Genomic DNA, 23,248 nt, shown 5'->3' on the forward strand with positions numbered 1-23,248 from the left:
GGCGCACCGCCGCTACCGGCAGGGTGCCGGCGGATAAACGGGCACCGGCCAAAAAATGGCAGAATGTAAGCAGTATTCACCCTGAGGAGATTTCCATGAGCAAAGCACCTGCGTCCGTTTCCAAGTCCGGCACCCGAACCGTGGCTCCTGGCGCCATCGACCACAGCCAGGAACTTGGCCACGGCAACAGCCCCGCAGCCTGGACCTGCGTCATCGTCATGCTGGTGGGCGCCCTCATCGCCTCCATTGCCTTCGTGATCGCCAGCACGCCCATCTTCATCGCCGGCGCCGGCGTCATGGTGCTGGGCCTGATCCTGGGCTATATCATGCGCAAGGCAGGCTACGGCGTCGAAGGCAGCAAGCTGAAGAACTCCGGCCACTGATGTCCACTGTTCTCGATGACATCAACGCTGGTGTCAGGGAGGATATGGAGGTCCGGAAGCAGCTTGTTTCGCTGGCTGAACTGAAGGACCTGGCACAGGCCGCGGCACCTGCCCGCGACGCCTGGGCAGCCCTCGGTGGAACCTCCCCGTCGCGGGATGAGCTCAAAGTCATCGCGGAAATCAAACGCCGCAGCCCCTCCAAGGGGGACCTCGCCGCCATCGGCGATCCCGCGTCCCTCGCCCGGCAGTATGCCGACGGCGGTGCCTCCGTCATCAGCGTCCTCACCGAGCAGCGCCGCTTCAACGGGTCCCTGGCGGACCTCGACGCGGTTCGCGCCGCCGTCGACGTTCCGCTCCTGCGGAAAGACTTCACGCTGGACGAGTACCAGATCTGGGAGGCCCGCGCCCACGGCGCGGACCTGGTCCTGCTCATCGTTGCCGCGCTCTCCGACGCGCAGCTTGCCGACTTCAGCGCCCTCAGCCACGAACTCGGCATGAACGTCCTTGTGGAAACGCACACGGATGAGGAAATCGAGCGGGCGGTGGCCGCGCAGGCGCGCATCATCGGCGTCAACGTGCGGAACCTAAAGACGCTCGACGTCGACCGTTCAGTATTCGCGTCCCTGGCCGGGCAGATTCCGGCCGGCGCAGTAGTGGTTGCCGAGTCCGGCGTGCGCGACGCCGACGACGTCACCCACTACGCTGCCAGCGGCGCCAATGCCGTGCTGGTGGGCGAAGCGCTGGTCAGCCACTCGACACCGCAGGAGCGGATTGCCGAGTTCAAGGCCGCCGGCGCCGCCGCCATCGCCGCCCGGGGCTGAGGCGAAAGCACCTGCGCACAGACGGGCGGGCACCGATCCCCGCCCGTCGAACACGCCCGGCGGGCTGCCCCCGCCGGGACAACCACTTTTTGCACGACCAACTGGAACAGGACGGGACTGATGGCTGAAGCGCCCTCCGGCAACGCCGACAACGATACCGACAACAACGCCGCGGAAGCATTCCTGCAGGGCGGGTCCCTCAAGCACGCCCCCGGGCCGTATTTCGGCAGCTACGGCGGACGCTGGATGCCCGAATCCCTGATCGCCGCCCTGGACGAACTTGAGGAGACGTTCAACAAGGCCAAGGACGACCCCGAGTTCCAGGCGCAGATCGCGGACCTCAACAAGAACTATTCCGGCAGGCCGTCGCTGCTTACCGAAGCCAAGCGCTTCTCCGAGCACGCCGGGGGAGTCCGGGTGTTCCTCAAGCGCGAGGACCTGAACCACACCGGTTCGCACAAGATCAATAACGTCCTGGGCCAGGCGCTGCTGGCCAAGCGCATGGGCAAGACGCGCGTCATCGCCGAGACCGGCGCCGGCCAGCACGGCGTGGCCAGCGCCACCGCCGCCGCCCTGATGGGCCTGGAATGCGTTGTCTACATGGGCGCTGAGGACTGCCGCCGCCAGGCGCTCAATGTGGCCCGGATGGAACTGCTCGGCGCCACAGTCGTTCCAGTGACCAGCGGCTCGCAGACCCTCAAGGACGCCATCAACGACGCCCTGCGCGACTGGGTGGCCAACGTGGACAACACCCACTACCTGCTGGGCACCGCGGCCGGGGCGCACCCGTTCCCCGCCATGGTCCGCTACTTCCACGAGGTCATCGGCGAGGAAGCGCGCGCCCAGATCCTCGAACAGGCCGGTCGGCTCCCGGACGCCGTCTGCGCGTGCATCGGCGGCGGCTCCAACGCCATCGGCATCTTCCACGGTTTCCTGGACGATCCGTCAGTGCGGATCTACGGCTTCGAAGCAGGCGGCGACGGCGTGGACACCGGACGCCACGCTGCCACCATCACCCTCGGCAAGCCCGGCGTCCTCCACGGTGCCCGGTCCTACCTGATGCAGGACGACGACGGCCAGACCATCGAGTCCCACTCGATCTCGGCTGGCCTCGACTACCCCGGCGTGGGCCCGGAGCACTCCTACCTCGCGGACATCGGCCGCGTGAGCTACGAGCCCATCACGGACAGCGAGGCCATGGAATCCTTCCGGCTGCTGTGCCGCACGGAGGGCATCATCCCCGCCATCGAGTCCTCGCACGCCCTGGCCGGCGCCATCAAGGTGGGCCAGCGGCTGGCTGCCGAAGCCGCCGAGGCCGGTGGTTCGGCGCAGGACAAGATCATCATCGTGAACCTTTCCGGGCGCGGGGACAAGGACGTTGCCACCGCAGCCGAATGGTTCGACCTGTTGGACAAGGATTCCGCCGAGTCGGAAATCGGCAAAGAGGGGGAGCAGCTGTGACCACTGCACAGACCACCAGCAAGTCGGCGGCAGCCATCGACAAGGCCCGCGCTGAAGGCCGCGCAGCCCTGATCGGCTACCTCCCCGCAGGCTACCCGAGCGTGGAGGAGACCATCGCGGCAGGCATCGCCCTGGCCGAAAACGGTGCCGACCTGATCGAGATCGGCATTCCCTACTCCGACCCCGTTATGGACGGCCAGGTCATCCAGGCAGCCACTACCGAGGCCCTCGCGAAGGGCTTCTCCGTCCGCCAGGTTTTTGACGTGGTAGCCGGCATCACCAGCAAGACCGACGCCGCCGTGCTGGTGATGACCTACTGGAACCCTGTGGTCCGGTTGGGTGTCGACGAGTTCTCGCGCCGCCTGCACGAAGCCGGGGGAGCAGGGCTCATCACCCCTGACCTCATCCCCGACGAAGCAGCCGAATGGATGGAAGCATCGGACAAATACGGACTGGACCGGGTGTTCCTCGTGGCGCCGTCCTCCACTGCCGAGCGCATGCAGCGCACCGTGGACGCGAGCCGCGGCTTCGTCTACGCCGTGTCCATCATGGGCGTCACCGGCGCGCGGACGTCCGTCAGCAGCGCTGCAAAGGACGTGGTGGCGGCCGCGCACGCGGCCGGCGCCGAACGGGTGTGCGTAGGACTGGGCGTGTCCAACGCGGACCAGGTCCGCGAGATCGCCGCCTACGCCGAAGGCGTCATTGTGGGCACCGCACTGGTGGCCGCAATCCGCGACGGCGGGGTGGACGCAGTTGCCGCCCTCACCAAGGACCTCAGCACCGGACTGAGCCGTGACACCGGACTGAGCCGTGACACCGGACTGACAGAGGAAGAAGCCTAGGCCATGCAGACCCTCCTCCAGGCAGCAGCAATGGTGCCGGCCAGCATCCCGAGCCCGGACTGGTCCGGCTTCGACATCCCCCTGCCGTGGGGAACGCTGCGCATCCACGCCTACGCCCTGTGCATCCTGGCCGGCATCGTGGTGGGCCTCTGGCTCACCTCCGTCCGCTGGGCCAAGCGCGGAGCACCTGAAGGAAGCGTCTGGGACATCGTGGTCTGGGCCATCCCCTTCGGCATCATCGGCGGCCGCCTGTACCACGTGGTCTCCTCGCCCGACGCCTACTTCGGCCCTGGCTTTGACGGCACCGGCGACCTGTCCCTGATCCCGCAGATCCAGCGCGGCGGCCTGGGCATCTGGGGTGCCGTGGTCCTCGGCGTTGTAGGCGCGTGGATCGGCTGCCGCCGCAGCGGCGTCAAGCTCAGCGCCTTCCTGGATGCTGCAGCCCCCGGACTGCTGCTGGCCCAGGCCGTAGGCCGCTGGGGCAACTACTTCAACCAGGAACTCTTCGGCGGGCCCACCACCCTGCCGTGGGGCCTGCAGATCGACGCCGACAACCCGAACTTTCCCGCCGGAACCCCCGCGGACACCCTGTTCCACCCCACGTTCCTGTACGAATCGCTGTGGAACCTGGCCGGCGTCGTCATCCTGCTCGCCCTGGACCGGAAGTTCAACTTCCGCCGCAGCAGGCTCTTCTGGCTCTACGCCATGTACTACACCCTGGGCCGGGTCTGGATCGAGGCGATGCGCATTGACGACGCCGAGCAGATCTCCCTGTTCGGCATCACCACCCGCCTGAACGTGTGGACCAGCATCTTCGTGTTCCTGGCCGCGCTCGTGGCGTTCATCCTGCTTGGAATGAAGAAGCGGACAGAGCCGGACAGCCCTTATCTTCCGGGCCGGGAGCCTGCCGGGGAGGGTGACGGCAAGGAGGCCCTGCAGGCCTCGGATGAGGTCCGTGATCCGGACCCTGTTGTCTCAGATAGTGAATCGCGTGATAATCTCCCTGATAACCAAAGCGGTTCCCGGCATGCTTCCGTTCCAACGGAAGAGGCCGCGGCTGCGCCGGCGGGCCCCACGCCCGGACCGGACGCAACAGTTGCCGGAAAGTCCGGCAGCACAGCCACAGGAAGCGCGCCGGAAGCCGGCACTACCAAGTAGCGCGCGGGCCAGGCAGGGCAGCAGAGCCACCGCTCGAAGCGCCCAATCACCACAGCGTCGTGGCAGCGGGGCCGCCCCGGACAGCATGGACATGCTGCCTGGTGTTGCCCGGGGCAGGGGCCTGCGTAACTGTTAGTTCAGCAGGCCACGCTGACCTACAATTTCCAGTAAATAACACTTTGTTGTGCCCATGTGAGCGGCGCCCGACGAGTGGGGCCAACGGTGTCCCTTCCATACGCACGATCAGGAGGAAGGACGTCTCCCATGACCCAAACTCTTCACACTCCCAGCTGGTCCGAACCGGATCAGCCTGAGGCTGCCATGTCGCCGTTCAAGCGCTTCGCAGCCCTGCCGGAGGCACACGGGCTCTACAACCCGGAGCAGGAGAAGGACGCCTGCGGTCTTGCGATTATCGCCACCCTCCGGGGTGAACCGGGCTACGACATCGTCGATGCCGCCCTGACCGCCTTGCGCAACCTCGAGCACCGCGGTGCCGTGGGCGCGGACGAGGGTACCGGTGACGGTGCCGGCCTCCTCATGCAGATCCCCGATGAGTTCTTCCGTGCGGTCACGGAGTTCGAACTTCCCGCTCCCGGCCAGTACGTGGCCGGCACCGCTTTCCTGCCCGCCGAGCAGCGCGAGGCCGACGCCGCCAAGGCAGGTATCGAGGGCCTCGCAGCTGACGAGGGCCTGAAGGTCCTCGGCTGGCGCGAGGTGCCGATCGTCGCCGACCTGGTCGGTGCCATGGCCCGCGCCTGCATGCCCTACTTCTCCCAGCCCTTCCTGGCCTCCGCCACCGGCGAGGAACTGGACCGCAACGAGCTTGATTCCCGTGCCTGGCGGATCCGTAAGCGTGCCCAGAACAAGTTTGGTGTGTACTTCCCGTCGCTGTCCTCGCGCACCATCGTCTACAAGGGCATGCTCACCACCGCCCAGCTGGAGCCGTTCTACCCGGACCTCTCCGACAAGCGCTTCAAGACCAAGCTGGCGATCGTCCACTCGCGCTTCTCCACCAACACCTTCCCGTCGTGGCCGCTGGCGCAGCCGTTCCGCACCATCGCCCACAACGGTGAAATCAACACCGTCAAGGGCAACCGGAACTGGATGCGCGCCCGCCAGTCCCAGCTCGCGAACCCGCTGCTGGGTGATACGCCGGAAGAGCTGTACCCCATCTGCACGCCGGGTGCGTCGGACTCCGCGTCCTTCGACGAGGTAGCCGAGCTGCTGTGGCTGTCCGGCCGCCCCATCACGCATTCCATCATGATGATGATCCCCGAGGCATGGGAAAACCACGCCACCATGGATCCGGCCCGCCGAGCGTTCTACGAGTACCACTCCCTCCTGATGGAACCGTGGGACGGCCCTGCCGCCGTTTCCTTCACCGACGGCAACCTCGTGGGTGCCACCCTGGACCGCAACGGCCTGCGCCCCGGCCGGTTCTGGATCACCGAGGACGGCCTGATCGTCTTCGCCTCCGAGGTGGGCGTGATCGACGTCGAACCCTCCAAGGTTGTTAAGAAGGGCCGCGTTTCCCCGGGCAAGATGTTCCTGGTGGACACCGAGGCCGGCCGCATCATCGATGATGAAGAGGTCAAGGCCGAAGTCGCCGCAGCCAACCCGTGGGCGGAGTGGGTCAAGGACAACCTGATCGACCTCAACGAGCTCCCCGAGCGCGAGCACGTGGTCCACACCGCTGCTTCGGTGAACATCCGCCAGCGCACCTTCGGCTACACCACAGAGGAACTGAAGATCCTGCTCGGCCCGATGGCCCGCACCGGCGCGGAACCGCTGGGCGCCATGGGCTCGGACACCCCGGTAGCCGTGCTGTCCAAGCGCCCCCGCCTGCTCTTCGACTACTTCGTGCAGTCCTTCGCGCAGGTGACCAACCCGCCGCTGGATGCCATCCGCGAAGAGCTGGTCACCTCGCTGACCTGTGCCATCGGCCCCAACGGCAACCTCCTGGACACCAAGCAGGTCCGCCAGCCCCAGGTCCAGCTGCCGTTCCCGGTGATCAACAATGACCAGCTCGCCAAGATCGCCAACATCGAGGACGCCGACGGTAACCGCGTGGCCATGAAGGTCCGTGGGCTTTACCGCCCCGAGGGCGGCGAGAACGCGCTGCGTGCCCGGCTCACCGAGATCTGCGAGCAGGTCTCCGGCGCCATCAACCGCGGCGTGCAGTACGTGGTGCTGTCCGACCGCGATTCCAACGCGCAGTGGGCGCCCATCCCATCGCTGCTGCTCGTCAGCGCCGTGCACCACCACCTGCTCCGCAGCGCCAACCGCACCAAGACCGCACTGGTGGTCGAGGCCGGCGACGTCCGCGAGACGCACCACGTCGCTGTCCTGATTGGCTATGGCGCTTCGGCCGTCAACCCGTACCTGGCCATGGAATCCGTGGAGCAGCTCATTGCCGCGGGCGACGTCACCGGGGTCACCCCGCAGGACGGCGTCTACAACCTGATCAAGGGCCTCGGCAAGGGCGTCCTGAAGATCATGTCGAAGATGGGCATCTCCACGGTGGCCTCCTACACCGGTGCGCAGACCTTCGAGGCGCTGGGCCTGGGCCAGGACCTCGTGGACGAATTCTTCGCCGGCACGCACTCGCAGCTTGGCGGAGTGGGCCTGGACGTCATTGCCGCCGAGGTTTCGGCGCGCCACCAGATGGCCTACCCCGAAGGCGGCATCGAGCAGCCCCACCGCCCGTTGCTGGGCGGCGGCGAGTACCAGTGGCGGCGCGACGGCGAACCCCACCTGTTCAACCCGGAGACCGTCTTCCGGCTGCAGCACGCCACGCGTGAGCGCCGCTACGACATCTTCAAGGCCTACACCCGCGGCGTGGACGACCAGTCGCAGAACCTGATGACCCTCCGCGGCCTCCTCAAGTTCAAGAACGAGCGTCCTGCCGTTCCGCTCGAGGAAGTGGAGCCGGTCTCCAGCATCGTCAAGCGGTTCTCCACGGGTGCCATGAGCTACGGCTCCATCTCCCAGGAGGCCCACGAGACGCTGGCCATCGCCATGAACCAGCTGGGCGGCAAGTCCAACACCGGCGAGGGCGGCGAGGACGTGGACCGCCTGCTCGACCCGAAGCGCCGTTCCGCCGTCAAGCAGATTGCGTCCGGCCGCTTCGGCGTCACCAGCCTCTACCTGACCAACGCCGACGACATCCAGATCAAGATGGCCCAGGGCGCCAAGCCCGGCGAGGGCGGCCAGCTGATGGCGCAGAAGGTCTACCCGTGGGTGGCCCGCACCCGCCACTCGACCCCCGGCGTCGGACTTATTTCCCCGCCCCCGCACCACGACATCTACTCCATCGAGGACCTCGCGCAGCTCATCTATGATGCCAAGCGCGCCAACCCCTCGGCCCGGGTGCACGTCAAGCTCGTCTCCGAGGTGGGCATCGGCACAGTTGCCGCCGGTGTGACCAAGGCGAAGGCCGACGTCGTACTGGTCTCCGGCCACGACGGCGGAACGGGCGCCTCGCCGCTGAACTCGCTGAAGCACGCCGGTGTCCCGTGGGAGCTCGGCCTGGCCGAGACCCAGCAGACGCTGATGCTCAACGGCCTGCGCGACCGCGTGGTGGTGCAGGTGGACGGCCAGCTCAAGACCGGCCGCGACGTTGTCATCGCCGCGCTGCTGGGCGGCGAGGAGTTCGGCTTCGCCACCGCCCCGCTGGTGGTGGAAGGCTGCATCATGATGCGCGTCTGCCACCTGGACACCTGCCCGGTGGGCGTTGCGACGCAGAACCCCGAGCTGCGTGCCCGCTTCACCGGCAAGCCGGAGTTCGTGGTCAACTTCTTCGAGTTCCTGGCCGAGGAAGTCCGTGAAATCCTGGCAGAACTGGGCTTCCGCAGCCTCGAGGAGGCAATCGGCCACGCCGAGGTCCTCGACGCCCGGGACGCCGTCAACCACTGGAAGGCCGACGGCCTGGACCTGGACCCCATCCTGCACGGGCTGGAGTTCGACGACGACGCCCCGCTGCGGAACCTGACCGGCCAGAACCACGAGCTGGACAAGCACTTCGACCAGCGCCTGATCACCATGGCCACGGAAGCGCTGACCGACCGCAGCCCGGTGAGGATCGCCGTCGACGTCATTAACACCGACCGCTCGGTGGGCACCATGCTGGGCCATGTGGTCACCAAGACGTTCGGCACGGATGTCCTGGCCACGGACACCATCGACATCACCCTCAGCGGCACCGCCGGCCAATCACTGGGCGCCTTCCTGCCCGCAGGCATCACGCTGCGGCTGTTCGGCGACTCGAACGACTACGTGGGCAAGGGCCTCTCCGGCGGGCGCATCATCGTCCGCCCGGACCGGACCAACGTGTTCAAGGCGGAGACGAATGTCATCGCCGGGAACGTGATCGGCTACGGCGCCACCAGCGGCGAGATGTTCCTGCGCGGCCAGGTGGGCGAACGCTTCCTGGTCCGCAACTCAGGTGCCACCGCCGTCGTCGAAGGCATTGGCGACCATGGCTGCGAGTACATGACCGGCGGCCAGACGCTGATCATCGGACGTACCGGGCGGAACTTCGGCGCCGGCATGTCCGGCGGCACCGCCTACGTCCTGGACCTGGACACGGCCCGGGTGAACAAGGAAGCCCTGCAGTCCGGCGAACTCCAGCTTCGCGAGCTGGACGCCGAGGACCGCGACATCGTGCACGGCCTGCTGGTCAAGCACGTGGAAGAAACTGATTCCCAGCTGGCTGCGCGCCTCCTCGAGAACTTCGATGACGCCGCTGCCCGCATTACCAAGGTGCTGCCGCGCGACTACGCGGCGGTGCTGCAAACCCGTCTCGACGCCATCGAAGAGGGCCTGGACCCCGACGGCGAAGAAGTATGGTCTCGAATCCTGGAGGTGACCGGTGGCTGATCCACGCGGATTTCTGAAAGTACGCCAGCGTGAAACCCAGCCGCGCCGTCCCGTTCCCGTCCGCATCATGGACTGGAAGGAAGTGTACGAGGCGCAGGAAAAGGGCACGCTAAAGGCCCAGGCCGGCCGCTGCATGGACTGCGGCATCCCGTTCTGCCACCAGGGCTGCCCGCTGGGCAACCTCATTCCCGAGTGGAACGACCTGATGTGGCGGGACAAGGGCGAGGAAGCAATCGAGCGCCTGCACGCCACGAACAACTTCCCGGAGTTCACCGGCCGCCTGTGCCCCGCACCCTGCGAAGCGTCCTGCGTCCTGGGGATCAACCAGCCGGCCGTGACCATCAAGCAGGTGGAAGTCTCCATCATCGATGAGGCGTGGGACAACGGCTGGGTGGAGCCCCTGCCGCCCGCACGCCTGACCGGCAAGACCGTGGCCGTTGTGGGTTCCGGACCCGCCGGCCTGGCGGTTGCCCAGCAGCTCACGCGCGTGGGCCACACCGTTGCCGTGTACGAACGCGACGACAAGATCGGCGGGCTGCTGCGGTACGGCATCCCTGACTTCAAGATGGAAAAGGAGCAGGTGGACCGCCGCGTCGAGCAGATGAAGGCGGAAGGCACCCGCTTCCGGACCGGCGTTGCCGTGGGAACGGACGTGACCTGGGAGCAGCTGCGCCGGCGCTATGACGCCGTCGTGGTCTGCACGGGCGCCACCGTCCCGCGCGACCTGCCCATCCCGGGCCGCGACCTTGAGGGCGTCCACTTCGCCATGGACTACCTGGTCCCGGCCAACCGCGCCGTGGCGGGGGAGCAGGTCGAAAACCAGATCCACGCGCAGGGCAAGCATGTGGTGATCCTCGGCGGCGGCGACACCGGAGCGGACTGCCTGGGCACCGCGCACCGGCACGGTGCAGCATCGGTGACCACGCTTGCCATCGGCAAGCAGCCGCCGGCCGAGCGTGCCAGCCACCAGCCGTGGCCCACGTTCCCGAACCTCTTCGAGGTTGCCAGCGCCCACGAGGAAGGCGGTGAGCGCACGTACCTTGCCTCCACCGTGGAGTTCGTGGGCGAGAACGGCAAGCTGACCGGCGTCAAGGTTGCAGAGACCGAATTCGTGGACGGCAAGCGCCTGCCCAAGGCCGGTACGGAGCGGATCATCCCTGCGGACCTGGTGTTCCTGTCGCTGGGTTTCACCGGCGCCGAGCCCGCCGGCATCACCGAACAGGTGCACGCGGAATTCGACGGCCGCGGCAACGTGTCCCGGGACGGTTACTACATGACCAACACCGAGGGCGTCTTCGTGGCCGGTGACGCCGGACGCGGGCAGTCCCTTATTGTGTGGGCCATCGCCGAGGGCCGGGCCGCGGCTGCAGCGGTGGACAAGTTCCTGATGGGGAGCACCATCCTTCCCGCCCCCGTGGCTCCCACGGACCGCGCCATCGCTGTGCTCTAGGCAGCATCGAAGGTTCACCTGCACGACAACTAACCAATGCAAGAGACCAATAGGGTAGGTATATGAGACGCGCAAAAATTGTGGCTACGTTCGGCCCGGCCATCGCCAGCTACGAGAACACCCTCGCGGTGCTGGAAGCCGGTGTTGACGTTGCCCGTATGAATATGAGCCACGGCGACTACTCCGTGCATGACAACACCTACGAGAACGTCCGGAAGGCGGCTGCGGATCTCGGCAAGGCCGTGGCCATCATGGCCGACCTGCAGGGTCCCAAGATCCGCCTGGGCCGTTTCGTTGACGGACCGCATGCCCTCGCCGTCGGTGACACCTTCACCATCACCACCGAGGACGTTCCCGGCACCAAGGACATCTGCTCCACCACGCTGAAGAGCCTCACCGAAGACGTCAACGTGGGCGACGCGCTGCTGATCGACGACGGCAAGGTGGCGCTGCGTGCCACGGCCGTCGACGACGTCAAGGTGGTCGCCGAGGTGACCGTGGGCGGCATGGTGTCCAACAACAAGGGCATCAACCTTCCGGGCGTGGCCGTCAACGTGCCTGCGCTGAGCGAGAAGGATGAGGACGACCTCCGCTGGGCCATGCGCCGCGGCGTCGACCTGGTGGCACTGTCCTTCGTGCGGGACGCATCCGACATCACCCGCGTGCACGAGATCATGGACGAGGAAGGCCGCCGCGTGCCGGTCATCGCCAAGATCGAGAAGCCGCAGGCTGTTGAGCAGCTGCCCGAGATCATCGACGCGTTCGACGCCATCATGGTGGCCCGTGGCGACCTGGGCGTGGAGCTTCCGCTGGAGGAAGTGCCGATTGTCCAGAAGCGTGCCATCGAACTGGCCCGCCGCTGGGCCAAGCCGGTCATCGTGGCAACCCAGGTCCTGGAATCCATGATCGACAACCCGCGCCCCACCCGCGCCGAGGCATCCGACTGCGCCAACGCCGTGCTGGACGGTGCGGACGCCGTCATGCTCTCCGGCGAGACCAGCGTGGGCAAGTACCCGATCGAGACCGTCAAGGTCATGGCCCGGATCATCGAATCCACCGAGGTCCACGGCCTGGAGCGCGTCCCCCCGCTGGGGACCAAGCCCAAGACCCGTGGCGGCGCCATCACTCGTGCCGCCGTCGAAATCGCCGACCAGCTGGACGCCAAGTACATCTGTGCGTTCACCCAGTCCGGCGACTCCGCCCGCCGCCTGTCCCGCTTGCGGCCCATCAAGCCGGTGTTCGCCTTCACCCCGGTGGAGCAGGTCTGGAACCAGCTGGCGCTGACCTGGGGCATCCAGCCGGTGCTGGTCCAGATGGTGGACCACACCGACGAAATGACCGCGCAAGTTGACCGAAGCTTGCTGGAGATGAACCTCGTTGAGGACGGTGACCTGGTGGTCATCGCTGCCGGTTCGCCTCCCGGAAAGGCAGGCTCCACCAACTCGCTGAAGGTGCACAAAGTGGGCGACCTCGCTGACTCCACCCGCGGCGGCGAAGCAGCCAGCAACAAGGAAAAGCTCGGCCCCTGGCCGGAAAAAAAGAAGAAGGCCTAGGCTTTCTGAGTTCCTGACGCAAAAGGACCCCTGCCGGTTGGCAGGGGTCCTTTTTTTGTTTGTTTTGGCGGCCGGCGGGCGGTGCCGGCTGGCAGGAACCCGCCAGGCCGTCGTCGTGCGTTACCTGCCGGGCTGCCGAGGTTTAGTTGACCTGGTTGATGATCGTTTCGGCGACTTCGCGCATGCTGAGTCGGCGGTCCATGGAGGTCTTCTGGATCCACCGGAAGGCTTCCGGCTCCGTGAGGCCCATCTTGGTGGTGAGGAGGCTCTTGGCGCGCTCCACGAGCTTGCGGGTGGCGAACTGCTCCTGGAGGTCGGAGACCTCGCTTTCGAGGGCCTTGATTTCCTCGTGGCGGGAGAGTGCGATCTCCAGCGCCGGGATGAGGTCCGCGGGGGTGAACGGCTTTACGACGTAGGCCATGGCGCCGGCGTCGCGGGCACGCTCAACGAGCTCTTTCTGGCTGAACGCCGTCAGCAGCACCACGGGGGCGATGCGGGCCTTGACGATCTTTTCTGCGGCCGAGATGCCGTCCATGACGGGCATCTTAACGTCCATCAGGACCAGGTCCGGCTTCAGTTCCTCCGCGAGCTGGACGGCCTTCTCGCCGTTGTCTGCTTCGCCGATGACGTCGTAGCCTTCGCCGCGCAGGATTTCAATGATGTCGAGGCGGATGAGGGTTTCATCCTCCGCCACAATGACGCGGCGCGCTGGCTGGGACGTGGGTTTTGACTCCGTCTGTTCAGTCACGGGATCTCCTTGGAAAGGTACGGCGGGGACATCACTATCTTAGGTGCGCCCGGTCCTGTACTTGATCTGCATGGTCGGTTGCGGCGTCGGCGGCGCGATTCTGGAATTCAGCCTATCTGGATGTAGAGTAATTCCGCGTACGTGAAGCGATCGCGTTGCTCACAATCAGCTGTGGGCGTACCGATTCCCCTTCATGTATTCCGCGCCCGAGTGGCGGAATTGGCAGACGCGCCGCACTCAAAATGCGGTATCGAAAGGTGTGTGGGTTCGAGTCCCACCTCGGGCACAGCATATCCCCTCGTCAGAGGGGCTTTTTGCTTTGACGTGTTGACATAGCTTGCGCTGGGGCGCCTCTGACGCTAGGGGGGCGGGCTTTGGCCTGGCTGCCGCGGAGCCTATTCACGTGTGTGGGGTGGCGGGTCCAAGTCCCTGGCTAGTGGGTCTTCCGCCTGCTGTGAGTGGGTTCTTGCGTTTCCTCCTTCCGGTTTTGTCGGGTGGGCCCGGGGTGGCATACACCTGTTCATGCATCGGGGGAGCGGGGACAACATGACTTAGTCGATGTCGCTATCGGACGCCTTTGGGAGGCGGTCTTAGGCGTGCCCGCGAGAGTCCCGCCCTGCGCTTTGTCCTGCCAAAGAGGGTGTGGACAGTGTCCACACTTACGTCTGCTTTGTTGGCGGCAGTGAGGGCGTGAGTCCTGATGTCAGGTCAGGACATAAACCTTTTGATCATGTGCCTGCTCAATGTGGCTGCGATGGAGTGGTTTACTGCCATGAATGGCGGTGCTTCAAGCGCCCGAACATCTACACCTTCGGAGGCCCCCTCTGCAGGTGTAAGAGGCAGTCAGGCCAGCTTCGCTGCTGCCCGGTTGTCTCGAAACCCTAGGGATTCGAGGCGCTGAGGTTTCTAGACACAGGGAGTTGGCAGATTCGATTGCCCTTAGAGGATCCCGTAGCGGGATCGTTGGTTGCGGTGCCGACGGTTTGCGGGGCGGAGCGGTTTCATGGTTCGTAGCCGTAGATTCAGTTCCGACCATGTCGCACCGGGGTTCAGTCTGGTCTGGTCGACAACGATATAGCGACGGATATGCAACTTTGGCGCAAGGGGGTTGGGTCTTCCTCATAATGAGGAAATGAAGGCCCAGTTCCCGAAGCCACGCCTCGGGCTCAGTCGGCGTCCGGCAGCGTTTCTTACCGCATGTGTGCTCGGAGGAACTGTCGTACTTGCTGGCTGCAGTCGATCCACTATTGGGGAATCCCCGGAACCTCCCTGCATGCCACCTCCTTACTCCGTGATCCCATCGAGCGCTGCAATCGGCGAGACCGTGACCGTCGAGGCTCAGGACTCCGAGTGCGATCCCAGCTACGGCGAAAACGCTGAGATCGATGTGAACGTCACAGACGCGGGAGGCAAGCGGATCATCAGTACAACCGCGCCGATGAATGATGCTGGCGGTTTCACCTACTCTTTTCAAGTGCCGTCCAGCGCCACCCCTAGGAAGGCGGCCGTGGAGGCGTACCCTCACGACGTTGACTGGTGCGATGACACGGGAAAGAACAATCGCGTCTCCGCCGCGGAGAAGCTCTTAATTCGGGCATCGTGCGCAGCCCGCATCGAGCCTCTGCTAATCACGGTTCCGGGATAGTTCGAGTTGTGCGATGGGGATCAGTTAGCGGGAAGCTCGATTGTCCCGGTCTCATAACCTCGGCGTCTCGAATCCCTAGGGATTCGAGGCATCCCGGTTTTGAGACACATCGCCTCAGTTCGAAGCAGGCTGCAGCTGCCCATGAGGGGATGGCGCGAGGGGCAGCTACTTCCGGCTTTGGGCGTAGGCTCGGCCCATGCGTACCGTACAGGCTGATCCGAATGACTCTGTCGGAGGGGGCGATCTATCTCCGATCTATAGAGTGCGTTTCTGGTTCCCACCGCCAGCCGTGAATTTCGCCTGGCTTATTGATGAATGGGACGTCGGGGACGCCAGAGAGGTCACTGACGTTATCGCGTGGGCAACAAGTAAGGCACAAGGAAATCCCTTCGAGGTCTTCCTTCGCTGGGAGGATCACCATACGTCCAAAGACCGTCAGGTAGAGCCGTATTCCCGCTATGCATTGATCTACGGAAAGCCTGCAATCGAAGACGCGACCACAGAGACCATCTTCTTCAGGTCGAAGTAGCCCGAGCTGTCAACACCTGGAATCCCTAGGGAGACTAGCGCTCCACGGGACGACCTCGAGCACCCAGCTGTTACGGTAAAGAATGGATCATGGATTTAGCTGGACACATCGTTAGGGAAATTGATCGCTACTGGGCGGATGAGCTGAATATTCTCGGTTACTGGGAGGACGGGCCGGCCACAGTCTGCGTTGTGTATCGCCGAACTATTGACCCCGCGGTGGTGCTGGGACGTCGGCTCACGTTTGGCTCAAGAGCAGCGGATGGCACCATTGAGGGCTTCGCCCGTGATGTGGCCATAAACATGGCCGAGCCAATTGGCCGTGCCACCAGCCGTCCTGATCAACACGGGATCGTTTGGGTGGGCGTGCCCACGGACCGCCGCATCCCTGAGCCCCCTGATGAACTGTTGCAAATTTTGAGGAACAGTGAGCCCAGCTAACTTCCGATCTCAAATTTCCGAGATTTCGAGAGGCTAGATCTGCATCGGAGCGCTGTCCTCATTCGCTCCACCCAGCGCGCTAGCCGGTCCCTTTGCCGAGCCACGACCTGAGCTCTCCCAGTTACCCGCAGCGGGGAGTTCTTGGATCCCGTATGCCCGGCCCGCGAAACCGTGCCTAAACGCTAACGCCCCGTACCGTCTCGAAACCCTTGGGAAACGAGACGTCGCAACGCGCGAACAGTCGCATGACCTGCACCGACACACGATCCTGCGCGGATCCCGGACATGTGGACTTGTCCGTTAGGTGGCGGCGTTCTGTTTTCGCTCTGTGTCGCTAGTTCCCGATGACGAGGACGCTTGCTGCTGCGTCCACGACGTCATCGGTGATGGTTTCGAGTTGGTTGATCCTGAGTACGCGGGGTTCGCGATGTCCGCAGGGTGCCCTAAACGGACGCGGATGAAGGCTGAGGTCGGATCAGCAGGTCACCGGCCGCTGATGAATTCTCCGACTTTTGTTTCGCCCTCTTTGTCATACACCGGGATGGGCTTCCCCCGGTGCGAGTCGATCCAGGCCATAGCCTCTTCAGGACTGCTGAATGTTTTCCCCTCTACATTGCCGCTGGCTTCCTTGAGATCGTTTTTGTAGACGTAGCCGGACTGTCCTGTGGTGGCTGCGACGGCGATGAGGTCTGGTTCGCCGCGTTCATTGATCACGCCATAGGTTTCGCCTTTTGCGTTACGTGCCCACTCGATGATTTCCTCGTGGACGTACTTCGCGGTGAGTTTCCATCGTGTGTCCGGTTCCGTGACGATGGTGAAGCGTTCCATTCCAGCGGCATATTTCACGGTATATATGGCGTCGCTAGCTTCGCCGCCGATGTCTTTCTGGGTGCAATTGCTGGAGGCGCCGTCCGGGTACGTGAAATTGCCCGTGCTCAGGCATATGAGTTCCACGCGTACTCCGGTTGCTCCTTCCGGCGCTGTTCCGAGGTCGATGGTCGCTTGGCCAGTGTATGTTCCCTCAACGGTTGATCCCAGCGGGGTTACTTTTTCGCCCCCTGGTAGGACGAGGATCCCTGCTGCAGCGGCACCAACGCCGCCAAGGACGGCCACGCCGGCTACTATCCCGGCGCCCCACAGCCGAGCACCACTTCGGGATTTGCCGGGGGCGGCCTGTTGCACGCGAGTGACCAGCTCTGCCTCTAAAGCATCACTGAACCGTTCATCGAAGTGCAGTCCATTCATGACTGATTTCCTTCCATCGCGGGAACGTAAGAGTGCTCGACGGAGAGTTTCATCCGTTGACGGGCCCTGTGCATGCGCGTTTTTGCTGCCGAGGGCGTGATAGCCAACAACTTGGCAGCCGAGGCGAGGGTGTAACCCTCGAACACCACGAGACTGACGAGTTGCCGGTCCGTGAGGTTGAGTGATCGCAGGGCCTCAGACAGTTCCTTATTCAAGGCATCCTGGGGACTTCCGGCGAAGAATTCCTCCATCACATCCGGCGCGTCCTCCGACCGCGGAAGCGATTCAACGAGTTTTTGGTGTCGCCGGAGGGCTCGGCTGTTGTTCCGGGCCACGTTGACGGTGGTGACCAACAACCAAGGAAGTATCGACCCGTCGACCAGTCGGACTTTGTTTCTTAAACGCCATAGCTCAAGGAATGCCGTAGCCGTAACGTCCTCGGCAGTGTGGTGGCCTACGGAAATGCGGTACGCGTGACGAAAGACTCGGTCTCGGTGCCGACGGTACAGCGCGGAGAACGCGGCGCTATCGCCGGCAAGACTACGCGCCCATAGCTCTTCGTCCGCAGAATTAACTGTCCCCATGCACTGTATTGTCCGGGAACACCCAAAAAGGTTTCACCAAACCGAAAAACATCCCGAAAGTCTTTGTCCGCAAGTCGTCCCGTTAGCCGGTCCTCTCCGGCGGGCCGGAGGGGAAACCGCTGGCTCAGGAGACCCGTGTCATTCCGACTCTGGATGCTTCCCGTATGGCTCCCCCGAGAAACTGCCCGATGAGGTGCGGCAAACGGACGCCGGCCGCAGCTCTTAGCTGCCTAGTGTCTTGAAAATCAAAAGCTTTTCAAGACATTGGTATGGACCTGAGGAGGGTTAGCAGCTGGCTGAGAAGCCGGGCTCGCCTATGTCTCGGAAACGCGTCTCACTATAAATCGTCTCAGCGGTGGCCCGTGACGGACTTTCTGAGCCAGAATGGCCTAATGAGGCAGTTGGGTTATACGCGGGTGAGTACGTCGAGCCAGGATGCCCAGCTGCAGCTCGACGCACTCGTCTCCGCCGGCGTGCAGAAGCGCGACGTTTTCGCCGACGTGACCTCCGGAAGTAGGACGGCGATCGAGCGGCCCGGGATGAAGAGGCTCCTCGAGTACGCAGAGGAGGGCGACACCGTCGTGGTGTGGCGGGTCGATCGGCTGGGCCGGTCATTGATCGACGTGCTAAACACCGTGAACCTGCTGAGAGAACGCGGCGTCCAGGTCCGATCCATCTCAGACGGTATTGACCCAGCGACCTCGACGGGCCGGCTGATGCTTAACATGCTCGCCACGTTGGCCGAGTATGAGCGCGAGCTGATCGTCGAGCGAGTCAATGCCGGCATCGCCGCTGCCAGGCAGAACGGAACACGCTTTGGCCGGCCGCTGACGGATCCGCTTGTCATTGCGGACAAGCTGGCGATCGCGCAGGATGCCCGGGAGAAGGGACGCACCGCCGAGGACGCGGCCCGCCTCGTGGGCTGGAGCCGTGCGACTCTTTACCGCCACCAGCAAGCCTTCGCCGCGCGCGAGGGCATCACGATGTAGGTGTTCCTGACCGGCGAAGAGCGCTGGAGAGTCCTTCGACTTCACGTCGAGGACCAGATTCCCCTTGCCGCCCTCGCCCGTGAAACCGGGATCAGCACCCGTACTCTTCAACGTTGGCTTCGGCTCTACCGGGCTGGTGGTGCGGGTGCTCTCGACCTGGGACCGCGCGCCGATGCCGGCACGCGGCGCTTAGACCCAGGAATGGTTAGGTTTATCGAGGGACTTGCACTGACGAAGCCCCGCCCGAGCATGGCAACGCTGCACAGACTCGCCGTGGCCGAAGCGGGCAGAAGAGGTGCGCTGGCGCCGAGCTACTCCGTTGTCCGCGGGATAGTCCAAGCACTCGACCCTGCCCTGGTGACCCTGGCTCTTGAAGGTCCCGCATCCTATCGGGACCGGCATGAACTTGTCCTTCGCCGCCGCGCCGACCGGCCCAACCAGATATGGCAAGCGGACCACACCCAACTCGACATCCTCATTAGCGGCGCCACCGGTAAACCCGACCGGCCATGGCTGACGACAGTGATCGACGATTACTCCCGGGCGCTCTGTGGCTACACCATCTTCACCGGTGCACCATCAGCACTGAACACGGCCCTGGCACTCCGGCAGGCCATCTGGCGCAAGAGCGACCCCAGCTGGGCAATGTGCGGGCTGCCCGACATCCTGCACGTGGACCACGGCTCCGACTTCACCAGCCACCACCTCGAACGCACCGCCATCGAGCTGCACGTCCGCATCATCCACTCGACCATCGGCCGTCCCCAGGGCAGAGGAAAGATCGAACGGTTCTTCGGAACCATAAACACCGAGGTTCTTCCTACCCTCCCCGGGCATCTGGGAGCGGGCAACAGGAAACCACAACCCACACTCGATCTCCCGGGACTGGATCGCGCCATCGGAAGCTTCGTCGCCGCCTACAACGACCGGCCCCACAGCGAACTTGGTGTCTCACCACGCGATGCTTGGGTCGCGGACGGTTGGCTTCCCCGGATGCCCGAATCCCTGGAGGACCTCGACGGACTCCTCCTGACAGTTCCAAAGAACCGAACCGTGCAACGCGACGGCATCCACTTTCAAGGCCAGCGCTACCTCTCGCCCACTCTGGCGCCCTTCGTGGGGCAAACCGTCACCATCCGATACGACCCGCGGGACGTATCCGAGATCCGCGTCTATGACCACGACACCTTCGTCTGCGTCGCCATTGACGAAGATCACCCCAACCTTCGTTTGAGCCTGCGTGACATCGAGGCCGCACGCAGAGCGCGCCGGAGAGAACTGCGCCGCACCATCAACGACCGCATTCCATCAGTCACCAGCCGTGACGAACCGCGCATCACTGAACCAGTACGGCGAAGGCGCCGACTGCGCACCTACGAAGAGGACTAATGATGAACCCCACATTCATCGTCACCAAGGAACACCGACGCTTCAACGAGTTCGCCAACGCAGTCCGAAAAGAACGAACAATAGGAATCTGCCACGGGGACGCCGGGGTGGGTAAAACACTCTCCGCGCGCCGCTACGCAAACTGGGATGACCTTGAGCCGTACATCACCGAGTGGGGACCACGCGGCGATCAGGACGAAAAGCACTACAGCCTGGCCAACCGCTCCCGCGCCGTCTTCTACACCCCGGACGTACTCTGCCGTCCCAAAACACTCATGGAAGACATACACCGATACCAGGTGAGAATCGGCTCGTGCATCGACGAACACCTACACAAACTCGATGCCGCACCACGCTCAATGAACAGAGTCACCACGCTCGTGGAGCTGCTCATCATCGACGAAGCCGAACGCCTCAACGCGACAGCCCTTGAACTCCTCCGTGACAACCACGACCGAACCCACCTGCCGATGATCCTCATCGGCATGCCCGGCATAGACCAACGATTCCGGCACTACCCCCAGCTATACAGCCGCCTCGGCTTCTCCCACCGATACCGCGCCCTCGGCAGAGACGAGCTCCTCTTCGTTCTGGACCGACACTGGAAACGCCTCGGCCGCACCCTCGACCCGGACGACTTCACCGACGCCCAGGCAATCGCCGCAGTAGAACGCATCACCCGCGGCAACTTCCGGCTCCTCGAACGGCTATTCCCACAGATCACACGCGTCCTAAAAATCAACCAACTCGAAACCATCACCGACGACGTCGTAGAAGCAGCAGCAAGCATCCTCGTCATCGGCAACTAGCGACAAAGAGCGAACACAAAAAGCCGCCACCTAACGCCAACATCCACACCCGGACAGGCGATGGCAAACGCGATTCTCATAACTATGTTTCATAACCTTCTGGCGAAAATCGAGTACTCGTCCTTAGTTATGAGACAGGTGCCAGTGTGTCGAAAAACAACAGCTTTTCGAGACACTGAAACTGGCAGGTTATAGCTTTCGCACGCGGGCAGCCAGTGTTAGGCAGGGTACCGTCTTGGTACCATGGAGGCATGGCTATGAATCTCCGCGTCCCTGTAGACCTCGATCGGCGGCTGGAGAAGTTGGCTGCCGAGGAACATACGTCCAAGTCCGCGCTTCTGTTGCAGGGAGCCGAGCTGGTTCTGCAGCGCCACGCGCACCGGCGTGAAATCAGTGAGGGCCTTGATTTTGTTATGAGTCATGACGCTGATCTGCTGAAGCGCCTTGAAGACGCGTGACAGCGTACCTGGACGTTGAGGATGCACTTCAGGTAGTCGATCGGTACGGCTTTCATATCCGTGATGTCGGGTTGTTGGCCTCGGCATTGGCCAGGCCGGCTACGACTGTCATGGGTGCGGAAGCCTATCCGGAACTCGCGGTGAAGGCGGCAGCCTTGTTGGAGTCGGTCGCTCGGTTCCATCCACTCATTGATGGCAACAAGCGGACGGCGTGGACGCTTATGGTGCTGCTGCTGTGGATCAATGGTTACCGGCATGACTTCACAACGGATGAAGGCTTCGACCTCGTCGTCGGAGTCGCCGCCGGCACTATCGGCCTGCCGAACGCTGCCGCCGAGATTTCCAGGCATCTGGTGCCCCGGTAGTCCTCCAGCGCCCCTGACAGAAGGTGTGGACATTGTCCACACTTTTCGTCTCGTACTGGGCAAAACAGCCTTCGGACTGGCTTGGATTCCGCATGTTTTCGCGAGTTCCCAGTGGATTCAAGGGCTGGAATGCAGTTCGAGTCCCACCTCGGGCACAGTGTTTCCGCAGGTCAGAGGCTTGTTGGCGTGAGTAGTGCTGACAAAGCTTGACATTTTCCACATCGCGGTGCCGGGGTTTCTGGCATATTCGGCCGCAAACAAACGTTGCTTGTACAGCTGCTGATTCCAAGGATGTCGCCTCAGACTTGCTAGAGTCCGACAGTGACGACTGACTTCATTGCTGAAGAAGAAAAGCTGACCGAGGTATGCCGCGGAATCGTCCATGATGAGACCCAGTGGATTACAGGCGATGGCTACCCGCACAGCCTGGCTCTCTGCATCATCGACTCTATCTTCTCTACAGGTTCTCACTACAACAGCGTCATCAACGTCGTGAACGAGTACCGGGCGTATCGACGAGCCGAGGGTGGCAATGCGGATTATGACGGGACAGCGGAGCTGCTGGGTACCTTTGCGGGCTCTTCGTGGTTCGTGGGGAAATGAATCCTTGGAATGAGCGTCATGCCGCCGTCCGGACGGCACTTCTCAAGAGAATAACCGATTTGTAGTTGGCGGCGTTGCGGTAGCCGCGGGCGGTTCGCTTGATGTTCTTGATCGCTGTGTTGTTGGCCTCCACCTTGCCGGTAGTGGCGCCGGTGATGATCAGCACCTCGATCTCTTTCCACCACCGGCAGACGGTGCGGTAGAGCCTGTTCGTCTCCGGCCGTGCGGCTGCCTTGACCAGCTCCTCGAGTACCTTCCTGGCCTCTGCGGCGTCTTCCAGGGAGCCGGTGCGAAGCACGACTCGGAGCTGTTCCTTGACTTTCCAGACGGCCCGGAGCGTGTCTGTTGGGTCGTCCAGTGTGAAGACTTCCTCGAGTCGTAGGGTGGCCCTGCAGCTGAGGTTGTCGCCGTCACGCAGCTGGAGCATGGGTGGGCCCAGGCTTTGTCGATGGCCCGGCCCCGGCGGCCCTTGACCTGCTGGGAGAGGTTCTGCCGGGTCTCGGTCATTGCCTGGTTGGCCACCGAGATCAGGTGAAAGTGATCAACGGCGACCGCCGTGCGGGGAAGCCACATCCGCAACGCTTTCCGGAATGCCGCTGAGGGGTCGATCGCGACGACCTGGACCGCCAGGCGCCATTTCGGTGGTCGGGCGAAGAGCCAGTCCCCGACACCCTTGTGGTCTCGGTCGTCTACCACGCCGAGGACTTGGCCGGTGTCCAGATCCACGATCGTTGTCATCCATGGTTCGAACCGGGTCCATGCCTTCGTGGTCGGCTCCTGGAAGTAGCGCACGGACCGGAACCGGTGTTCATCGATGCCCAGCATCCGCGGGCTGAGCTTGTCCACGTCGGGCAACTGCAGCACGCAGGTCTCGGTGACCCCAGCACGGACCATCCAC

General features: G+C 63.8%; 21 protein-coding genes, 1 tRNA gene and 2 pseudogenes. 18 read left to right on the plus strand and 6 right to left on the minus strand.

Features of this window, described 5'->3' with window-relative positions:
- Window positions 1–95: 95 nt before the first annotated feature.
- The 8 genes from KTR40_RS08115 (at window position 96) to pyk (ending at window position 12,546) form a co-directional block, all read left to right on the plus strand.
- A complete protein-coding gene (locus KTR40_RS08115; RefSeq protein WP_050055433.1) occupies window positions 96–383 on the plus strand; it encodes an HGxxPAAW family protein in 288 nt (95 codons plus the stop codon).
- Complete coding sequence (gene trpC, locus KTR40_RS08120) at window positions 383–1,204, plus strand: indole-3-glycerol phosphate synthase TrpC (RefSeq protein WP_228405814.1); 822 nt, start codon at window positions 383–385, stop codon at window positions 1,202–1,204. Before KTR40_RS08115 ends, trpC begins: the two co-directional genes overlap by 1 nt.
- Window positions 1,205–1,324: 120 nt before the next feature.
- Window positions 1,325–2,665 (plus strand): tryptophan synthase subunit beta, encoded by a 1,341-nt coding sequence (gene trpB, locus KTR40_RS08125; RefSeq protein WP_228405815.1) that lies wholly within the window; start codon window positions 1,325–1,327, stop codon window positions 2,663–2,665.
- On the plus strand, window positions 2,662–3,507 hold the full coding sequence (gene trpA, locus KTR40_RS08130; RefSeq protein WP_228405816.1) for a tryptophan synthase subunit alpha: 846 nt from the start codon (window positions 2,662–2,664) through the stop codon (window positions 3,505–3,507). The genes trpB and trpA overlap by 4 nt, the downstream gene beginning before the upstream one ends.
- A 3-nt stretch (window positions 3,508–3,510) precedes the next feature.
- Entirely contained in the window at window positions 3,511–4,665 is a 1,155-nt protein-coding gene (lgt, locus tag KTR40_RS08135; RefSeq protein ID WP_228405817.1) for a prolipoprotein diacylglyceryl transferase, read from the plus strand.
- A 264-nt stretch (window positions 4,666–4,929) separates the two neighbouring features.
- On the plus strand, window positions 4,930–9,543 hold the full coding sequence (gltB, locus tag KTR40_RS08140) for a glutamate synthase large subunit (protein WP_139028959.1): 4,614 nt from the start codon (window positions 4,930–4,932) through the stop codon (window positions 9,541–9,543).
- On the plus strand, window positions 9,536–10,993 hold the full coding sequence (locus KTR40_RS08145) for a glutamate synthase subunit beta (protein ID WP_139028960.1): 1,458 nt from the start codon (window positions 9,536–9,538) through the stop codon (window positions 10,991–10,993). The genes gltB and KTR40_RS08145 overlap by 8 nt, the downstream gene beginning before the upstream one ends.
- A gap of 62 nt (window positions 10,994–11,055) precedes the next feature.
- Window positions 11,056–12,546, plus strand: coding sequence for a pyruvate kinase (pyk, locus tag KTR40_RS08150; RefSeq protein ID WP_139028961.1), 1,491 nt, complete (start codon window positions 11,056–11,058; stop codon window positions 12,544–12,546).
- 142 nt (window positions 12,547–12,688) lie between these two features.
- Here pyk and KTR40_RS08155 read toward each other — a convergent pair whose 3' ends face one another.
- Window positions 12,689–13,294, minus strand: coding sequence for an ANTAR domain-containing response regulator (locus KTR40_RS08155; RefSeq protein ID WP_013600767.1), 606 nt, complete (start codon window positions 13,292–13,294; stop codon window positions 12,689–12,691).
- A gap of 204 nt (window positions 13,295–13,498) precedes the next feature.
- On the opposite strand from KTR40_RS08155, the gene KTR40_RS08160 reads away from it, so the two are divergent.
- The 4 genes from KTR40_RS08160 (at window position 13,499) to KTR40_RS08175 (ending at window position 15,908) form a co-directional block, all read left to right on the plus strand.
- Window positions 13,499–13,580 (plus strand) — tRNA-Leu (locus tag KTR40_RS08160).
- Window positions 13,581–14,567: 987 nt separating this feature from the next.
- Complete coding sequence (locus KTR40_RS08165; RefSeq protein ID WP_228405818.1) at window positions 14,568–14,939, plus strand: hypothetical protein; 372 nt, start codon at window positions 14,568–14,570, stop codon at window positions 14,937–14,939.
- Window positions 14,940–15,135: 196 nt separating this feature from the next.
- Complete coding sequence (locus tag KTR40_RS08170; RefSeq protein WP_228405819.1) at window positions 15,136–15,468, plus strand: hypothetical protein; 333 nt, start codon at window positions 15,136–15,138, stop codon at window positions 15,466–15,468.
- Between the two features lie 89 nt (window positions 15,469–15,557).
- On the plus strand, window positions 15,558–15,908 hold the full coding sequence (locus tag KTR40_RS08175) for a hypothetical protein (RefSeq protein ID WP_228405820.1): 351 nt from the start codon (window positions 15,558–15,560) through the stop codon (window positions 15,906–15,908).
- Between the two features lie 334 nt (window positions 15,909–16,242).
- On the opposite strand, the pseudogene KTR40_RS19105 reads toward KTR40_RS08175, so the two are convergent.
- The 3 genes and pseudogenes from KTR40_RS19105 to KTR40_RS08185 form a co-directional block, all read right to left on the minus strand.
- Window positions 16,243–16,326, minus strand: a pseudogene (locus KTR40_RS19105) (ATP-binding protein); the annotation flags it as partial.
- A gap of 65 nt (window positions 16,327–16,391) precedes the next feature.
- A complete protein-coding gene (locus KTR40_RS08180) occupies window positions 16,392–17,153 on the minus strand; it encodes a hypothetical protein (RefSeq protein WP_013603065.1) in 762 nt (253 codons plus the stop codon).
- Window positions 17,150–17,737, minus strand: a complete 588-nt coding sequence (locus tag KTR40_RS08185) for an RNA polymerase sigma factor (protein WP_141002454.1) — start codon at window positions 17,735–17,737, stop codon at window positions 17,150–17,152. Before KTR40_RS08185 ends, KTR40_RS08180 begins: the two co-directional genes overlap by 4 nt.
- A 392-nt stretch (window positions 17,738–18,129) precedes the next feature.
- Between KTR40_RS08185 and KTR40_RS08190 the strand changes: the two genes are divergently transcribed.
- The 6 genes from KTR40_RS08190 to KTR40_RS08215 all read left to right on the plus strand — a co-directional run bounded on the left by KTR40_RS08190 (window position 18,130) and on the right by KTR40_RS08215 (window position 22,350).
- Complete coding sequence (locus KTR40_RS08190) at window positions 18,130–18,726, plus strand: recombinase family protein (protein WP_013603067.1); 597 nt, start codon at window positions 18,130–18,132, stop codon at window positions 18,724–18,726.
- 6 nt (window positions 18,727–18,732) lie between these two features.
- Window positions 18,733–20,115, plus strand: coding sequence for a Mu transposase C-terminal domain-containing protein (locus tag KTR40_RS08195; RefSeq protein ID WP_081459914.1), 1,383 nt, complete (start codon window positions 18,733–18,735; stop codon window positions 20,113–20,115).
- 2 nt (window positions 20,116–20,117) lie between these two features.
- Window positions 20,118–20,924 carry an AAA family ATPase gene (locus KTR40_RS08200; RefSeq protein ID WP_228405821.1) on the plus strand — a complete coding sequence of 269 codons (807 nt, stop codon included), beginning with the start codon at window positions 20,118–20,120 and terminating at the stop codon, window positions 20,922–20,924.
- A 251-nt stretch (window positions 20,925–21,175) separates the two neighbouring features.
- Window positions 21,176–21,382, plus strand: coding sequence for a ribbon-helix-helix protein, CopG family (locus KTR40_RS08205; protein ID WP_228405822.1), 207 nt, complete (start codon window positions 21,176–21,178; stop codon window positions 21,380–21,382).
- On the plus strand, window positions 21,379–21,747 hold the full coding sequence (locus KTR40_RS08210) for a type II toxin-antitoxin system death-on-curing family toxin (protein ID WP_228405823.1): 369 nt from the start codon (window positions 21,379–21,381) through the stop codon (window positions 21,745–21,747). Before KTR40_RS08205 ends, KTR40_RS08210 begins: the two co-directional genes overlap by 4 nt.
- A gap of 321 nt (window positions 21,748–22,068) precedes the next feature.
- Entirely contained in the window at window positions 22,069–22,350 is a 282-nt protein-coding gene (locus KTR40_RS08215; RefSeq protein WP_228405824.1) for a hypothetical protein, read from the plus strand.
- Window positions 22,351–22,366: 16 nt separating this feature from the next.
- Here KTR40_RS08215 and KTR40_RS19010 read toward each other — a convergent pair whose 3' ends face one another.
- Both KTR40_RS19010 and KTR40_RS19110 read right to left on the minus strand, forming a co-directional pair.
- Complete coding sequence (locus KTR40_RS19010; RefSeq protein WP_255708799.1) at window positions 22,367–22,777, minus strand: transposase; 411 nt, start codon at window positions 22,775–22,777, stop codon at window positions 22,367–22,369.
- Between the two features lie 74 nt (window positions 22,778–22,851).
- Window positions 22,852–23,244: pseudogene (locus KTR40_RS19110) on the minus strand (transposase); the annotation flags it as partial.
- Between the last annotated feature and the right edge of the window lie 4 nt (window positions 23,245–23,248).

It is taken from the genome of Pseudarthrobacter sp. L1SW, from assembly GCF_020809045.1.
Lineage (GTDB): Bacteria > Actinomycetota > Actinomycetes > Actinomycetales > Micrococcaceae > Arthrobacter.

What these genes read in the sequence shown, in the direction of transcription:
- KTR40_RS08165 (WP_228405818.1), top strand. Translation starts at nt 14,568, where the DNA reads ATGCCACCTCCTTACTCCGTGATCCCATCGAGCGCTGCAATCGGCGAG.
- KTR40_RS08115 (WP_050055433.1), top strand. Translation starts at nt 96, where the DNA reads ATGAGCAAAGCACCTGCGTCCGTTTCCAAGTCCGGCACCCGAACCGTG.
- KTR40_RS08185 (WP_141002454.1), bottom strand. Translation starts at nt 17,737, where the DNA reads ATGGGGACAGTTAATTCTGCGGACGAAGAGCTATGGGCGCGTAGTCTT.
- KTR40_RS19010 (WP_255708799.1), bottom strand. Translation starts at nt 22,777, where the DNA reads ATGCTCCAGCTGCGTGACGGCGACAACCTCAGCTGCAGGGCCACCCTA.
- KTR40_RS08190 (WP_013603067.1), top strand. Translation starts at nt 18,130, where the DNA reads ATGAGGCAGTTGGGTTATACGCGGGTGAGTACGTCGAGCCAGGATGCC.
- pyk (WP_139028961.1), top strand. Translation starts at nt 11,056, where the DNA reads ATGAGACGCGCAAAAATTGTGGCTACGTTCGGCCCGGCCATCGCCAGC.
- lgt (WP_228405817.1), top strand. Translation starts at nt 3,511, where the DNA reads ATGCAGACCCTCCTCCAGGCAGCAGCAATGGTGCCGGCCAGCATCCCG.
- KTR40_RS08180 (WP_013603065.1), bottom strand. Translation starts at nt 17,153, where the DNA reads ATGAATGGACTGCACTTCGATGAACGGTTCAGTGATGCTTTAGAGGCA.
- gltB (WP_139028959.1), top strand. Translation starts at nt 4,930, where the DNA reads ATGACCCAAACTCTTCACACTCCCAGCTGGTCCGAACCGGATCAGCCT.
- KTR40_RS08205 (WP_228405822.1), top strand. Translation starts at nt 21,176, where the DNA reads ATGGCTATGAATCTCCGCGTCCCTGTAGACCTCGATCGGCGGCTGGAG.
- KTR40_RS08175 (WP_228405820.1), top strand. Translation starts at nt 15,558, where the DNA reads ATGGATTTAGCTGGACACATCGTTAGGGAAATTGATCGCTACTGGGCG.
- trpC (WP_228405814.1), top strand. Translation starts at nt 383, where the DNA reads ATGTCCACTGTTCTCGATGACATCAACGCTGGTGTCAGGGAGGATATG.
- trpB (WP_228405815.1), top strand. Translation starts at nt 1,325, where the DNA reads ATGGCTGAAGCGCCCTCCGGCAACGCCGACAACGATACCGACAACAAC.
- KTR40_RS08200 (WP_228405821.1), top strand. Translation starts at nt 20,118, where the DNA reads ATGAACCCCACATTCATCGTCACCAAGGAACACCGACGCTTCAACGAG.
- KTR40_RS08170 (WP_228405819.1), top strand. Translation starts at nt 15,136, where the DNA reads ATGCGTACCGTACAGGCTGATCCGAATGACTCTGTCGGAGGGGGCGAT.